This window comes from Plantactinospora solaniradicis (assembly GCF_042658085.1).
Classification (GTDB): domain Bacteria; phylum Actinomycetota; class Actinomycetes; order Mycobacteriales; family Micromonosporaceae; genus Plantactinospora; species Plantactinospora solaniradicis.
Genome location: NZ_JBHSPR010000010.1, coordinates 703,015 through 717,054, shown reverse-complemented (window position 1 = coordinate 717,054; position 14,040 = coordinate 703,015). Strand labels below are relative to the sequence as shown.

Below are 14,040 nucleotides of genomic sequence, written 5' to 3'. Positions count from 1 at the left end.
GCAGCCGGTCAGCTCACCGTAGCCAGGCCTGCACGGCGCGTTGGGTCGCACCCATCACCGCTTCCGACAGGTCCATGTCGGGTCGGCCCACGGCGAGTTCGTGCACGAGCGCCGCGTTGAAGGCGTTCTTCCGGCCCGGCTCGGCGTAGGGTACCTGCGGATCGACGTCGGCCCGGACAAATTCGACCTTGCCCTCGAACATTACGTAAGCGCCGGGGTGCGGCGATTCCACTCCGCCGCGCACGATCGTCACGGGCGGCAGCTTCCGGGCCTCGGCAAAGGTCCTCAGGTTCTTCAAGATATCCTCCGGCAGGGTCTTCGCCGGTAGGGTCTCCTGCGACAACGTCTCCTCCGGCAGGGTCTCCTCCGGACCGGGCGCCTCGACGGTCAGGCCCGCGGACGCCATCAGTTCGGTGATCTCGGAGTACGTGCAGACGTACAGGTCGACGAGGCCGGCGGCGAACGCGTCGGTCAGCGCCGAGGCTGCCCGTGGGTTCTCCTCCTTGCGGAACCGGCCGTGGTCGACACAGACGAGAACCCTCGGGGGCATCGTCTGTAGGGTCCGGATCAGGTCGGTGCAGAGGTCGGTTCGGAAGTAGCCGGAGATGTAGAGCACGCCTCCGCGCCGGGTCTTCCGCTTGAGTCCGGCAGCGATCGGGCCCCATCTCAGGCCGCCCAGCGCGCCCATGTGGGTGAAGGTGGTGTGGAAGCCATTCCGCCGCAGCAGATGCGCGGAAACTCCACATTGCAGGCCGGGCACCTTCGCGATGTCGGATCCCTCGATCCAGGACTCCTGTTCGAGGAGCCTGCACAGGGTGTCGCTGAGTGGGTCGCCGGAGCCGAGCCGGGAGAAGAGGTGGCTGCGCAGCCCGTAGCGCTCGAAGAGATACCGTCCCATGAACAATGCGGAGCCGCCGCACTCGACCTGGACCGTGTCAAGGTTGCCGTACTCGGATCCGTCGAGGTTCTCCACGTCGACCGGGGTCAGGTGGACGTCGAGATAGAGTCCACCGGCGATGACCACCGGGGGCCTGCGCAGCTTGCGTATCTCCGCTATTCGCCAGCGGAGCCCGTACTGCTGCCGGGTGTATCCCGCGCCCTCCCGCCAGGTTGGATAGACGCGGTCCGCGCCGTTGCGCAGGAGCCGGAGCAGTCGCGGCCGGTTACCCGCGATCCGTCGCGCGGAGCGGATGAGTGGTCGACGGAAAACTCGGGCCAGTGTCACCAGCGCGGATGCGATGACCGCCAGGACAATGGCACCGAAGGGGTTCTGGGGGGACAGAAAAATCTCCACGGCCGGGAAGTCCTCGCCTGGGATGTCTTGCGGTCCGTTCAGGGTAGGCAGATACGGCAACCGTCCATCCGGGACGGCTTTTCCGGGAACCGCGACGGCTGAGGACCCGCCGGTGGCCAGGGAGGATAACGGCATTCCCGATAAACCATCTCAGTTTGCCCAGCGGACCGATGGAGATCGGATCCCGCTGTTCGCCGAAAACGGCGGGTCACCGCGTATCGGGTCGACTCCATGGCGCCGATCGTCGAACTGCCGGCGCCCCGATCGTGGCCGGTGGCGACGTCGGCCCGTTTCCCTGGCCGGGGGTGGCGGTGCCGAATCCGATCTTCCTGCGGAAACGACCCGTGATCGGGGTTCGAGTCACGATCGTCCCGAGCGGTCTACCGGACCGTCGCACCGGGCCGACCGGCTGACGTACCGGGGTCGGCCGTCGGGAGTCGACCGGGCTCGCCGTCGCCACGGAAGCAACGAAACGTTTTCGTAACGGGGGGTTGACGGCCCCGATCTGCCGGAGCAAACTGCCGGAAACGTTTACAGGTCAGGGGTGGAGGTTCGGTGCATGGGGCGTAAACGTTTACAACCCTCCGGCGACGGCCGGCCGACCGTACATACCGTGGCCGCGCGGGCGGGCGTCTCGATCGCCTCGGCCTCACGGGTCCTGAACGGAATCGGCGGCAGCGCCGAGACGGTCCGCAAGGTCCGGGCGGCGGCGGCCGAGGTCGGGTACGTGCCGAACGCGATCGCCCGGTCTCTGCAGTCCCAACGCACCGGGCTCGTCGCGCTCGCCGTCGCCGACATCGGCAACCCGGTCTACGTGGCGATGATGCGGGCCATCGAGGCCGTCGTCGCGTCCTCCGGTCGGCAGCTGCTGGTGCACGCCACCGGCGGGGAGGTGGCCAGCGAGACCGCGCTGCTGCGGCGGCTCGCCAACCGCTACGTGGACGGGATGATCGTCTCGCCGATCCGGATCACCGACGAGCACCTCGACGCGATCGTGGTCAGCCCGGTCCCGGTCGTGGTGGTCGGCCAACTCCCCGACGACGCGCCGGTCGACAACGTGCGCACCGACTCGCGTACCGGTGTGGCGCTCGCCGTCGACCACCTGCTCGCCGCCGGCCGCCAGCGGATCGGCTTCGTCAACGGTCCGCTGGACACGGTCCCGGGCGCGGCCCGGGACGCCGGGTTCCGGGCCGCGCTGGCCGGTCACGGCATCCCCGTCGACGAGCGACTCATCGAGGTCGGTGACTTCCAGTACGCCGCCGGTCGGGACGCCGCCACCCGGCTGCTCGCCCGGGCCGACCCCGACGCGCTGCTCTGCGCCAACGACCTGATCGCGGTCGGCGCCCTGCACGCGCTGCTCACCGAGGGGCGGCGGGTGCCGCAGGACGTGGCCCTGGTCGGGATGGACGACACCGAACTGGCGCAGATGGCCTTTCCACAGCTCTCCAGCGTCTCGCTCGGCTCCGCGACCCGAGGACGGCGCGCCGCCGAGCTGTTGCTGGAGCGGATCGCCGACCCCGATCTGCCGCCCCGTCGCGAGCACGTCGCACCCAGCCTCGCCGTACGCGCGTCGAGCATCCCCGCCGTGCCGGCGTCGGGCGTTCCCGCCGCGCCGGCGTCGAGCGTCCCCGCCGACCCGGCGCCGAGCGTCCGCGCCGACCCGGCGCCGAGCGTTCCCGCCGTGCCGGCTCCGGCACCGGGCTCGCGGGCCCCGCGGTCGCTGACGGAAGGGAGGCGGGCATGACCACGCTGACCGAGCCACCGGAGGTGGACGGCTCCGGCACCCGTACCCGGGGTGGTCGGGCCCGGTCCGACCGCCGGACGGTCTACCTACTACTGCTTCCGTCGCTGCTGCCGGTCCTCGTCTTCTCGGTGTTCCCACTGCTTCGAGGCATCTACCTCGGCTTCACCGATGCCGAGGCCGGACGGAACGTGACGATCAGCTTCACCGGTCTGGAGAACTACCGGGAGCTGCTCTCCGACAGCCTGTTCTGGAGCTCGTTCCGGATCGGCCTGCTCTGGGCGTTCTCGGTGACGGTGCTGCAGTTCCTGCTCGCCCTCGGGCTGGCCCTGCTGCTCAACCAGCGACTACGTTTCCGGGGCGCGGCCAGGGTGCTCGCCGTCGTACCGTGGGCGATGCCGCCGGTGGTGGTCGGCATCCTCTGGCGGCTGGTCTACCACCCCGATGCGGGACTGCTCAACGAGTTCCTGCACCGGATCGGCGCCGACGGGCTGCGGACCACCTGGCTCGGTGACTTCAACACCGCACTACCGGCGGTGATCATCGTCGGAGTCTGGGCCGGCATGCCGCAGACCACCGTCGTACTCCTGGCGGGTCTGCAGGGGGTGCCGCGCGAGCTGCACGAGGCGGCCGCCGTGGACGGGGCCAGCGCCTGGCAACGGTTCCGTAGCGTGACGCTGCCCTCGCTGATGCCGGTGATCGTCGCCATCACCTCGCTGGACTTCATCTGGAACTTCAACTCGTTCGGCCTGGTCTACGTGCTCACCGCCGGTGGGCCGGGCGGCCGGACGATGCTGCCGATGCTCTTCGCCTACGAGGAGGCGTTCCGCTACGGCAACTACGGCTACGCGGCGGCGCTCGGCAACGTGATGGTCGTGATCGTCGTGGCGCTGCTCGCGTTGTACCTGCGTCGCCGGCTCCGGGAGGCGAACTAAGCGATGACCCGATCGAACCCGACCAACGCGGTCGCCCGGAAGAGGTCGAAGCGGCTCAGCCGGAGTCTCCAGTACCTGGCGCTCTCGGGCTACCTGATCTTCCTCGCCTTTCCACTGGTCTGGCTGCTCTCCACCTCGTTCAAGCCACCCCGCGAGCTGGTCAAGCTGCATCCGACGCTGATACCGGACAACCCGACCCTGGACAACTTCGTCCAGGCGTTCACCGAGCAGGCGCTCGGGCGGGCGGCATGGAACAGCCTCCAGGTGTCCCTGGCCTCGGCGGTGCTGACCGTGCTGATCGCGACACCCGCGTCGTACGCCCTGGCGCGGTTCCGGACCCGGCTGGGGACGGTGGCCCTGGGCTGGGTACTGCTGTCCCAGCTCTTCCCGTTCGTGCTGCTGATCATCCCGATCTTCCTGGTGCTCCGCCAGGCCGGGCTGGCCAACACGCACGCCGGGCTCGTGCTGGTGTACGTCGTCTGGGCGATGCCGTTCGCGCTCTGGATGCTCCAGGGGTTCGTCCGGAACATCCCGCGCGAGTTGGAGGAGGCGGCCTCGGTCGACGGCGCGAACCGGTTGCAGACGCTACGTCGGGTGATCTTCCCGTTGCTGACCCCCGGACTGATCGCGACCGCGCTCTTCTCCTTCATCTCTGCCTGGAACGAGTTCTTCTTCGCCCTGGTGCTGATCAAGACACCCGAGCTGGCGACCCTGCCGGTCGCGCTGGCCCGGTTTGTCGGCATCGAGGGCACCGCGCGGCTCGGTCCGCTGGCGGCGGGTTCGCTGCTTGCCACCATCCCGAGCCTGGTCTTCTTCGCCTTCATGCAGCGCCGCCTGGCCTCCGGATCACTCGCCGGCGCGGTGAAGGGATGAACGCACATCGGTTAAGAAGGGGCCCTTCTTCTACAGAAAACGATAAGCGGGGGCCCTTCCTTGCACACACACCCACCCACCACAGGAGGGAAGTCTCGTGCTCAATAGATTGAATCGGCGGCGGTTCGTCGCCGCCGCGCTGGCGGGGGTTGTCGGACTGGGGGCTCTTGCTGCTTGCGGCAGCGGGGGCGGGGAGGAAGAGGGCTCCGGGCCGGTCAAGCTGCGGTTTTTGAGTTTGGCGTGGCAGAAGGAGTCGTTGCAGGCCAACAAGGACCTGGTCGCGAAGTGGAACGCCGAACACGCCGACATCCAGGTCGAGTACGTCCAGGGCGACTGGAACTCCGTACACGACCAGTTGCTGACCGCGTTCGAGGGTGGTGACGCCCCGGACATCGTGCACTACGAGGCCGCGTCGATCGGCGAGTTCAGCAAGCAGGGCTACCTGGCCGACGTCTCCGGCCTGCTCTCCGACGACTTCAAGGGCCAGATCGACAAGGGGATCTGGGACACCGCGACCTTCGACGGCAAGGTCACCGGGGTGCCGTTCCTGCTGGAGTCGCAGGTCGTGATCGCCAACAAGAAGCTGCTCGACGCGGCCGGCGTCGCGGTGCCGCCCGCCGACGGCGGCTGGACCTGGGACGAGTTCCAGGCCAACGCGCAGAAGCTGACCGGCCCCGGGAAGTACGGCGTCGCCTGGGCGCTGAAGTCGCCGACGAACCGGGTGATGAACCTGGCGCTGAACTTCGACGGCAAGTACTTCTACACCGACGGCGGCAGGACCGAGGTCCGGGTCGGCGACGCCGAGAAGGAGATCCCGAAGCGGATCCACGACATGCTCTACACCAGCAAGACGGCCTCGCCGGAGGCGCTGGGGATGAGCGGTGCCGACACCCTGCCGGGCTTCTTCGCCGGCAAGTACGCGATGCTGCCCGGTTCGGTGTCGCTGCGCCAGCAGATGGTGGAGCAGGCGCCGCCCGGCTTCGAGTGGGTCACCCTGCCGCCGGTCAAGGGAATCTCCGCCAACCAGGCCGCCAACCCCCAGACGCTCTCCGTGTCGGCCGACTCCAAGCACCAGAAGCAGGCGGCGCAGTTCCTGGAGTACTTCCTGAACCCGAGCAACATGGCCGCGCTGGCCAAGGGCGACTGGCTGGTGCCGACAGGTAGGCAGGCCAACGAGGAACTGGTGAAGGCGACCACCGGCAAGCAGGGCTGGGACGTCGCGGCGGACAGCGCGAAGGACCTGACCGTGGCGCCGTTCCAGATGGTCGACGGCTACCCGGAGTGGAAACTCAAGTACGCCACCCCGGCGCTCCAGCAGTACTTCGCAAACAAGATCACGCTCGACCAGCTCGGTACGCAGCTCGTCGACGGCGGGAAGCAGGTCCTGAGGTAACCATGGAACTCATGCTCGACAAGTCGGTCGGCTGCCTGGTCGGCGCCGCGGTGGGCGATGCCCTCGGCGGGGCCACGGAAACGGCGCTGCCCGAGCAGATCCAGGCCCGCTACGGAGGCTGGGTGGACGGCATCGCGCCGCCCTTCCACGCCGACTGGGCCACCGCGCGGCCGCTCGCGCCGTACCACAAGGGCGACGGGCACCTCACCGACGACACGTTGATGACCCACGCGCTGGTGCGGGCGTACGCGAGGAAGCGGGACCACCTCGACGCGTACGACGTGGTGGACCTGCTGGTGCCCGACCTGATCGAGCGGGTGGTCTACATACCGGACCTGGAGCGGGAGGGGGTGACCTTCCACCGCCTCGCCGCCGCGGAGCGGTGGCTGGTCACCCGCCTGCACCACGCGCACGCCGACCCGAGGGAGGGCGGTGTCGGCAACATCGTCAACTGCGGTGCGGCGATGTACATGGCTCCGGTGGGGGTGGTGAACGCGGGCGATCCGGCCGGCGCGTACGCCGAGGCGGTGGAGATCGCCGGTGCCCATCAGCACAGTTACGGGCGGGAGGCCGCCGCCGTCTTCGCCGCGGCCGTGGCCGCGGCGATGTCGCCCGGGGCGAGTGTCGACGACGTGCTGACCGCCGTCCTCGACCTGGCCCGGGACGGCACCCGGGCCGCGATCGCCGCCGTGGTCGAACAGGCCCGGGGGTACGCAGACTGGCGTGCGGCGATCGCACCGCTGCGCGCTGCCGTGGCGCCGTACGACACGGTCGGGGAGGAGTACCGCAGCCCGGGGCTGGGGGCGCGACGGCCCAGCCGACTGCACTCGATCGAGGAGCTGCCGGTGGCCCTCGGCATGCTCGTCGTGGCCCGGGGAGACTTCCGGAAGGCGGTGCTGGGCGCGGTCAACTACGGCCGGGACGCCGACTCGACCGCGACGATGGCCGGAGCGGTCGCGGGTGCGCTCGGCGGCGCGGCGGCGGTGCCGGCGGAATGGTCGACGGTGGTCGCCGAGGCGTCCCGCACCGACCTGGTGGAACCCGCTCGGCAGTTGGCCGAGGTGGCGACCGAGGTCTTCGCGCTGGACCGGGAGCGGTTCGCCCGGCGGGCCGAGCGCTTCGCCGGTCTGTCATGACCGGCCGGCGCACCGTGTCGACCGGGGGGCGGTGATGAGGCGATGAGGCTCACCTGGGTGCAGCCGGAGGATCTGCTGCCGCACGAGTTGGCGGCCAGCGCGGACGAGGGCCGCGACGTCTCGGCGGTCGCCCGGCGGTGGGCGGCGGCCGGCGGATCGACGGTGCCGCCGGTCAGCGGCGCGTCCCCGGTGCCGGCCGGGCCGGAGCTGCGGGCGTTGGCGGCGGAACTGCTCGACGAGTGCGACGCGCTGCCGTCCGCCGGGTCGGCCGACGAGCCACAGACCCTGGCGGAGATCCGGGCGACCTGGCCGGTTCCGTCCGGGCTGCCCGGCGGGCCGCCGGACTCCGACCGGCTGCACGGCGGATGGCTCGGCCGGGCGGTCGGCTGCCTGCTCGGCAAGCCGGTGGAGAAGATTCCCCGGCACGGCATCCGGGAGATCCTGGAGTCCACCGGCCGCTGGCCGCTCGGCGGCTACTTCACCGCCGTCGGGCTGCCGGCGCAGGTCGCGGCGCGGTGGCCGTGGAACCGGCGCAGCGCGGTGAACAGCCTCGCCGAGAACATCGACGGCATGCCGGAGGACGACGACCTCAACTTCGCGCTGTTGGCGCTGCGGGTGCTGGAAACCCATGGGCGGGACTTCACCGGGTACGACGTGGCCCAGGCGTGGTTGGACTGGCTGCCCGGCGGCCGGGTCTTCACCGCCGAGCGGGTGGCGTACCGGAACCTGCTGCTGGGACTGGCCCCGCCGGACACCGCGCTGCGACACAACCCGTTCCGGGAGTGGATCGGTGCCCAGATCCGCACCGACGTCTACGGCTGGGTCAGTCCGGGCCGACCGGACCTGGCGGCCGGGTTGGCGTACCGGGACGCCACGGTCAGCCACGTCCGGGCCGGTGTCTACGGGGCGCTCTGGGTGGCGGCGATGACCTCCGCCGCGGTGGTCGCGTCCGACGTGGACGCCGTACTCGACGCGGGGGAGTCGGTGCTGCCGCCGCGGAGCCGGTTCGCGGCGACGGTCCGGGAGGCCCGGGCTCTCGGTGCCGCTGCGGCGGGCGGGGACGGGGACTGGGAGTCGGTGCTGGACGCCCTGTACGCCCGGCACGGCCGGCTGCACTGGGTACACGTCCGCAACAACGCGGCCCTGGTCGCCGCGGCGCTGGCGTACGGGCGCGGTGACCTGGCCCGGTCGATCTGTGCGGTGGTCAGCGGCGGTTGGGACACCGACTCGACCGGCGCGACGGTCGGCTCGATCACGGGTGCGTTGACCGGTGCCGAAGCGCTGCCGGCGGAGTGGACCGCCCCACTGCGGGGTCGATCGCGCAGCAGCGTCGCCGGGTTCGACGGGGTGGAGTTCGCGGAGCTGGCCGACCGTACCCGGAAACTGGCGAGCGCTGGGGAGGCGTCATGACAGCAGGATCGACCGAGCCGGCGCCGGTCCGGGTCGTGGTGGTGGGTAGCACGAACCTGGACCTGGTGGTGACGACGCCGACACTGCCCCGACCGGGGGAGACGGTGCTCGGCGACGCGCTGCGCACCGTACCCGGGGGCAAGGGTGCCAACCAGGCGGTGGCCGCCGCCCGGGCGGGCGCGAGTTGCGCGTTCGTCGGCGCGATCGGGCGGGACGGCTTCGCCGACCAGCTCCGGGCCAACCTCGCGGAGTCGGGCGTGGACGTACGGTGCCTGCGGGACGTGCCCGGCCCGTCCGGGGTGGCGCTGATCGCGGTGGACGCCTCGGCCGAGAACATCATCGTGGTCGCCCCGGGCGCGAACGGCGAGTTGACCAGCCTGGCCGATCCGGACCGGGCGGCCGTCGAGGCGGCCGACGTACTGCTGTGCCAGCTCGAGGTGCCGTTGTCGGCGGTGGTCCAGGCCGCTGGCTGGGCCCGGGACGCCGGCACCACCGTGGTGCTGAACGCGGCGCCGGCCCGGCCGCTACCGGCGGAACTGCTCGACGCGGTCGACCTGCTGGTGGTCAACCAGGTCGAGGCGGCCGTCGTCGCCGGCCAGGCCGGGCACGCAGAACCGGACGGGCTGCTGGACCTGCTGGTCGCGTTGGTGCCCCGGGTCGTGATGACGCTGGGCGCCGAGGGGGCGCGGTATGCGGACCGCTCCGGGCTGCGGCTGGAGGTCGAGGCGCCGAAGGTCGAGGCGGTCGACACCACGGCCGCCGGGGACGCGTTCACCGGCGCCCTCGCGGTGGCCTGGGCGCAGCGGCGCGGGCCGGCCCCGCCGGCGGCCGTGACGGCGGTGCTCCGCTGGGCCTGCGCGGCCGGCGCCGCCTGCGCCCAGCGGCCGGGCGCGTCGAGCGCGCTGCCGACGAGGGACGAGATCGACGCCCTCTACGCCCGGACCTATCCGACGACGTCACCGGCGGGCCCGGGAGGAGCGGCATGACCTTCAACCCGTACGTGCCACGGCCGATCGACCTGCCGACGGCGGTGCCCCTGGATCCCGCCGCCGACCTGTCGGTGCTGGACGAGGGGAAGATCTTCGCCGCCCCGGACGATCCGGCGGACTGGCCCGCCTGGCGTACCCAGCTCGCCCGATGGCGCACCGACGCGCGGCGGCGACTGGCCTACGACGGCGGACACTACGACGAGATCACCGGGGACTGCTTCAGCGTCTGCCTGGCCTGGCTCTGGGACGAGTCCCTGTACGACTTCGCGCGCGGGGTCTTCACCGTCGAAAAGTTCCTCGACGACGCGGAGCGGGACTTCGGCGGCTTCGACGGGGTGGTGCTCTGGCACGCGTACCCGGTGATCGGGCTGGACGACCGCAACCAGTTCGACTTCTACCGGCAGGTTCCGGAGCTGCCCGAGGTGGTCCGCGCCTTCCAGGCCCGTGGGGTACGGGTCTTCGTCGACTACAACCCGTGGGACGTCGGCACCCGCCGGGAACCTCGGGCCGATGCCGACGAGGTGGCGGCGCTCGCCGGCTGGCTGGGCGTGGACGGCGTCTTCCTCGACACCCTCAAGGAGGGGGCCGGCGAGCTGCGCAAGACCCTCGACGCCGTACGGCCGGGAATCGCGCTGGAGGGCGAATCGCGGGTACCGCTGGCCCGGATCGCCGACCACGCGATGTCCTGGGCGCAGTGGTTCGCCGACTCGGCGGTACCCGGGGTGTTGCGCGCGAAGTGGTTCGAGCGGCGGCATGTGCTGCACCACACCCGGCGCTGGCACCGCAGTCATCTCGACGAACTGCACTCGGCCTGGTTGAACGGGGTCGGGGTGCTGGTCTGGGAGAGCGTCTTCGGGGTCTGGGTCGGCTGGAACGACCGGGACCGGGCGGTGCTCCGGGGGATGCGCCGGGTCCAGCGCGGGTACGCCGACTGGCTGCGCGCCGAGGACTGGACGCCGCTCGCCGACCACGTCCCCGGGACCGGGGTGTACGCCTCGCGCTGGGTGCACGACGGCATCCCACTATGGACGGTCGTCAACCGGGGCGACGCGTACGAGGGAGCGTGGCTGGTGACCGGGGAGCGTCCGGGGCACCGCTTCCACGACCTCGTCGGCGGCACCGAGCTGACCGTCACTCCGGTCGGCGACGGTCGGGTGGCGATCGGTGGTGCGCTTCCAGCCGGTGGCGTCGCGGCGGTGCTCGCCAGCGCGGCCGAGATGTCGCCGGTCCGCCCCGAACCGACCCGCCCCGAACCGGTCCGCCCCGAACCGGCCGACGGCGATCCGTTCTTTCCGGCCCGGTCGGCGGTCCGGCTGGCCGCGCCGGTGGTGCGTCGGTCCGACGTACCGGCGGGGATGGTGGCGGTCGACGGGGGACGACGGAACCTGCTGGTCCGCTACCGGCTCCGGGAGACCGGCCTGTACGGCGAGGCACCGTACGTGGACGAGTGGAAGCCGCTGCCGCCCCGCCTGCACCAGCCGGTGACCCTGCGTCGGACAGTCCACCTCGGACGCTTCGCGATCGGCGAGCGGGAGGTGACCAACGCGGAGTACGCCGAGTTCGTCCGGCTCACCGGTTACCGCCCGGTGCGTACCGAGCGCTGGCCGTGGGCGGAGGACCGCCTGCCGGGACCGGCCGAGGCGCCGGCCACCCACGTGGAGCTGGCGGACGCGCGGGCGTACGCGGCGTGGGCCGGGGCACGGCTGCCGACCGAGGACGAGTGGCAGGTCGCCGCCGAGGCGGGACTGCTGCGCCGGGCCGAGCCGCTGGTGTGGAACCTGACCGAGAGCGAGCACACCGACGGACGTACCCGGTTCGTGATCGTCAAGGGCGGCGCGGCGTACCGGGCCGACGGCTCGGACTGGTACCTCGACGGCGGCCCGCAGCCGCCGGGGGCGTCGGTCAAGCTCCTCTCGCTCGGCGCCGGGCTGAGCCGTTCCCCGTCGATCGGGTTCCGTATCGCCGTCGACCTGTCCGGCGTCGACCTGCCCGGCGTCGACCTGTCCGGCGTCGACCTGTCCGGTGCCGGTCGAACCGGGAAGACCGAGCCGTTCGCGGGAGGTACGTCATGACGGTCAACCACTCCAACGATCCTGGCGGTGCTGGCGGCGCAGGCGCCTCGGGGGCGCTGGCCGGCGTGAAGGTGGTCGAACTCGCGACCCTGTTCGCCGGTCCGCTCGCCACCGCGTTCCTCGGCGACTTCGGGGCCGACGTGGTCAAGGTCGAGCATCCGGCCAAGCCCGATCCGTCCCGGGGACACGGGCCGGCGAAGGACGGCATCGGCCTCTGGTGGAAGGTGCTCGGCCGGAACAAGCGGACCGTCACCGCCGACCTGGCCGACCCGGCGGGCGCGGACGTGCTCCGCCGGCTGGTCGCCGACGCCGACGTACTGGTGGAGAACTTCCGGCCCGGCACGCTGGAGCGCTGGGGGATCGGGCCGGCGGAACTGCACGCCGTCAACCCCCGCCTGGTGATCGCCCGGATCAGCGGCTTCGGCCAGTTCGGCCCGTACGCCCGCCGGCCCGGGTTCGGCACCCTCGCCGAGGCGATGAGCGGATTCGCCGCCGCCACCGGGGAGCCGGACGGTCCGCCGACGCTGCCGCCGTTCGGGCTGGCCGACTCGGTGACGGCCATGGCGACCGCGTACGCGGTGATGCTGGCGCTGCGCGCCCGGGACGTCGGCGGAGCGGGGCAGGTGGTCGACCTCGCGATCATCGAGCCGATCATGGCGATGCTCGGTCCGCAGATCACCTGGTACGACCAGATCGGCTACGTACAGCCCCGGCTCGGCAACCGGTCGAACAACAACGCGCCCCGGAACACGTACCGGTGCGCGGACGGGCGCTGGGTGGCGGTGTCGACCAGTGCCCAGAGCATCGCCGAGCGGGTGCTCCGGCTGGTGGGCCGACCGGAGCTGATCGACGAGCCGTGGTTCGGCACCGGCGGCGGCCGGGCCGCACACGCCGACGTTCTCGACGCCGCCGTCGGCGCCTGGGTAGCCGCCCGGGACCGGGACGAGGTGGTGGCCGCGTTCACCGAGGCGCAGGCGGCGGTCGCGCCGATCTACGACGTACGGGACGTCCTGGCCGATCCGCAGTACGCGGCGCTGGGCACGGCGGTGTCCGTACCCGACCCCGACCTCGGGCCGGTACGGATGCAGAACGTGCCGTTCCGGATGTCGGCGACCCCGGGACAGATCCGGCACACCGGGCGGGGGCACGGGCAGGACACCGACGAGGTGCTGACGGGCCTCGGTTTCACCGCCGAGGAGATCGCCGAACTGCGTGCGGGAGGTGCGATCTGATGCTGCTCTCCCTGCTCTACGTGCCGGGTGACCGCCCGGACCGGTTCGGCAAGGCGATCGACTCCGGTGCCGACGCGGTGATCCTGGACCTGGAGGACGCGGTGGTGGCGGCCCGCAAGTCGTACGCCCGGGACGCCGTCGCCGAGTTCGTCGCCCGTACCCATCGGGTGCCGGTCTTCGTCCGGGTCAACGAGCTGACCGGGCCGGACGTGGCCGCCGATCTCGACGTGGTCGCCGCGGCACCGGGGCTGGCCGGGCTGCGACTGCCCAAAGTGGAGTCGCCGGAGACGGTACGGGCGCTCGCCGAGCGGGTGTCGGCGCCGCTGCATCCGCTGGTCGAGTCGGCGCTCGGCGTCGAGCGGGCGTACGACATCGCGAGCGCGCATCCGGCGGTCGCCTCGATCGGGTTGGGCGAGGCGGACCTGCGCTCCGATCTCGGCGTGACCACCGAGGAGGGGCTGGGCTGGGTCCGGGGCCGGATCGTGGTCGCCGCCCGCGCGGCCGGACTGCCACCGCCGACGATGCCGGTGTACGCCAACGTCGCCGACCTGGCGGGGCTGGCCGACTCCTGCGCGCTCGGCCGGCGACTCGGCTTCGTCGGCCGGACCGCCATCCATCCCCGGCAGCTTCCGGTGATCGTGGCGGCGTTCCGACCGTCGGCGGAGGAGGTGTCCCGGGCCCGGGAACTGCTCGACGCGGTGGCCGAGGCACAGACCCGGGACTCCGGCACGGTGGTGCTGCCGGACGGCCGGTTCGCCGACCGGGCGATGGTCGCCGCCGCCCGACGCACGGTCGACCTGGCGACGCGGTACGCCGCCGCCGACCCGGACCGGTCGTCGGACTAGCTTTCTCGTCGGTCGTCGGTCGTCGGTTGGGTACGACAAGAACGGGAATGAGTTGCATTCAATTGCAGTATGGGTCAAGAACGGCAACGTTACGGGCTTTTGGCCCGAGTAACGAGGTGA

11 protein-coding genes are annotated in these 14,040 nt (G+C 71.7%); 10 read left to right on the top strand and 1 reads right to left on the bottom strand.

The window, feature by feature from the left end; translation table 11 throughout:
- Positions 1–13: 13 nt before the first annotated feature.
- A complete protein-coding gene (locus tag ACFP2T_RS15760) occupies positions 14–1,294 on the bottom strand; it encodes a hypothetical protein (RefSeq protein WP_377422083.1) in 1,281 nt (426 codons plus the stop codon).
- A 613-nt stretch (positions 1,295–1,907) separates the two neighbouring features.
- Here ACFP2T_RS15760 and ACFP2T_RS15755 point away from each other — a divergent pair.
- The 10 genes from ACFP2T_RS15755 to ACFP2T_RS15710 all read left to right on the top strand — a co-directional run bounded on the left by ACFP2T_RS15755 (position 1,908) and on the right by ACFP2T_RS15710 (position 13,920).
- Positions 1,908–3,038, top strand: coding sequence for a LacI family DNA-binding transcriptional regulator (locus ACFP2T_RS15755; protein ID WP_377422081.1), 1,131 nt, complete (start codon positions 1,908–1,910; stop codon positions 3,036–3,038).
- Positions 3,035–3,970 (top strand): carbohydrate ABC transporter permease, encoded by a 936-nt coding sequence (locus ACFP2T_RS15750; RefSeq protein WP_377422079.1) that lies wholly within the window; start codon positions 3,035–3,037, stop codon positions 3,968–3,970. Before ACFP2T_RS15755 ends, ACFP2T_RS15750 begins: the two co-directional genes overlap by 4 nt.
- A gap of 3 nt (positions 3,971–3,973) precedes the next feature.
- A complete protein-coding gene (locus ACFP2T_RS15745; protein ID WP_377422077.1) occupies positions 3,974–4,843 on the top strand; it encodes a carbohydrate ABC transporter permease in 870 nt (289 codons plus the stop codon).
- A gap of 97 nt (positions 4,844–4,940) precedes the next feature.
- A complete protein-coding gene (locus ACFP2T_RS15740; RefSeq protein WP_377422074.1) occupies positions 4,941–6,236 on the top strand; it encodes an ABC transporter substrate-binding protein in 1,296 nt (431 codons plus the stop codon).
- Between the two features lie 11 nt (positions 6,237–6,247).
- Positions 6,248–7,372, top strand: coding sequence for an ADP-ribosylglycohydrolase family protein (locus ACFP2T_RS15735; protein WP_377422072.1), 1,125 nt, complete (start codon positions 6,248–6,250; stop codon positions 7,370–7,372).
- Positions 7,373–7,414: 42 nt separating this feature from the next.
- The gene (locus ACFP2T_RS15730) at positions 7,415–8,782 is read left to right on the top strand and encodes an ADP-ribosylglycohydrolase family protein (protein ID WP_377422070.1); all 1,368 of its coding nucleotides are present in this window, start codon (positions 7,415–7,417) and stop codon (positions 8,780–8,782) included.
- Complete coding sequence (locus tag ACFP2T_RS15725) at positions 8,779–9,768, top strand: ribokinase (protein WP_377422068.1); 990 nt, start codon at positions 8,779–8,781, stop codon at positions 9,766–9,768. Before ACFP2T_RS15730 ends, ACFP2T_RS15725 begins: the two co-directional genes overlap by 4 nt.
- Positions 9,765–11,843 (top strand): SUMF1/EgtB/PvdO family nonheme iron enzyme, encoded by a 2,079-nt coding sequence (locus ACFP2T_RS15720; RefSeq protein WP_377422066.1) that lies wholly within the window; start codon positions 9,765–9,767, stop codon positions 11,841–11,843. Before ACFP2T_RS15725 ends, ACFP2T_RS15720 begins: the two co-directional genes overlap by 4 nt.
- Positions 11,840–13,075 carry a CaiB/BaiF CoA transferase family protein gene (locus ACFP2T_RS15715; RefSeq protein ID WP_377422063.1) on the top strand — a complete coding sequence of 412 codons (1,236 nt, stop codon included), beginning with the start codon at positions 11,840–11,842 and terminating at the stop codon, positions 13,073–13,075. Before ACFP2T_RS15720 ends, ACFP2T_RS15715 begins: the two co-directional genes overlap by 4 nt.
- On the top strand, positions 13,075–13,920 hold the full coding sequence (locus tag ACFP2T_RS15710; protein WP_377422061.1) for an HpcH/HpaI aldolase/citrate lyase family protein: 846 nt from the start codon (positions 13,075–13,077) through the stop codon (positions 13,918–13,920). Before ACFP2T_RS15715 ends, ACFP2T_RS15710 begins: the two co-directional genes overlap by 1 nt.
- Positions 13,921–14,040: the final 120 nt, after the last annotated feature.